A 1,323-nucleotide genomic window follows, 5' to 3' on the forward strand; every position below is an offset into this window, starting at 1 on the left:
CGTCTGTGGTGTATAAGCCACTGGTGCCGTACGGGAGTGTGCCGTACGGCTGCGGCACCCCCGCTCGGACCGGCCGGTACGCCGGCCGCCACCCCTCCGGCGCCGGCCCGGGTCGGCGCACGGTCCCGCTGAGAGGACTCGGATGCGTCCCTTCCGTATCGACATCCCGCAGGAAGCCCTCGACGACCTGGACCGCCGGCTCGCGGCCACCCGCTGGCCCGGCGAACTCCCCGGCGCCGGCTGGCGGCGCGGCGTGCCGCTCGGCTACCTGAAGGAGCTGGCCGAGTACTGGCGCACCGGCTTCGACTGGCGCAAGGCCGAGGCGCACCTCAACTCCTTCCCGCAGTTCCTGACCGAAGTCGACGGCGTGGACGTCCACTTCCTGCACGTCCGCTCGCCCGAGCCGGACGCCCTGCCGCTGGTCGTCACCCACGGCTGGCCCGGCTCGGTGGCGGAGTTCCTGGACGTGATCGGCCCGCTGACCGATCCGCGGGCCCACGGCGGCGATCCCGCCGACGCGTTCCACCTGGTCATACCCTCGCTGCCCGGCTACGGCTTCTCCGGCCACCCCCGGGAGGCCGGCTGGGACACCGCCCGGGTCGCCCGGGCCTGGGCCGAGCTGATGCACCGGCTCGGCTACGACCGGTACCTCGTCCAGGGCGGCGACTGGGGCATGCCGGTCTCGCTGCAACTGGGCCTGGCCGACCCGGAGCACGTGGCCGGCGTCCACCTCAACATGCTCGCCACCTTCCCGCCGCAGGACCCGGCCGAGTTCGCGCGACTCGACCCGGCGGACCGGGCCCGGCTGGAGTTCGCCGGGTACTTCGAGCAGGACGGGGCCGGCTGGCGGAAGATCCAGTCCACCCGGCCGCAGACCCTCGCGTACGGCCTGACCGATTCGCCGGTGGGCCAACTCGCCTGGATCGTCGAGAAGTTCATGGAGTGGACGGCGGCCGGGTCGGTTCCCGAGGACGTCGTCGACCGGGACCGGCTGCTGACCGACGTGGCGATCTACTGGTTCACCGCCTCCGCCGGCTCCAGCGCCCAGCTCTACTACGAGTCCAACCGGCTGGACGCCGACTTCCTCCGCACCTGGGCCGGCCCCTGGCCGCTGTCCGCGCCGGTCGGGGTGGCGGTGTTCCCCGAGGACGCGGTCCGGCCGATCCGGCGCTGGGCCGAACGGATCCTCCCGACCCTCGCCCACTGGTCGGAGTTCGACCGCGGCGGGCACTTCGCCGCCCTGGAGCAGCCCGAGCTGTTCGTCGGCGACGTCCGGGAGTTCGCGCGTCGGGTCCGCTGAGCGGATCGTCCACCGAGTCGCCC

1 protein-coding gene is annotated in these 1,323 nt (G+C 73.5%); it reads left to right on the forward strand.

The window, feature by feature from the left end; all coding sequences use genetic code 11:
• The first annotated feature begins 142 nt into the window (after window positions 1–142).
• Window positions 143–1,300 (forward strand): epoxide hydrolase family protein, encoded by a 1,158-nt coding sequence (locus tag ACFU6K_RS39170; protein WP_380671474.1) that lies wholly within the window; start codon window positions 143–145, stop codon window positions 1,298–1,300.
• The last annotated feature ends 23 nt before the right edge of the window (window positions 1,301–1,323 follow it).

Source organism: Kitasatospora sp. NPDC057512 (assembly GCF_042802135.1).
GTDB lineage: Bacteria > Actinomycetota > Actinomycetes > Streptomycetales > Streptomycetaceae > Kitasatospora.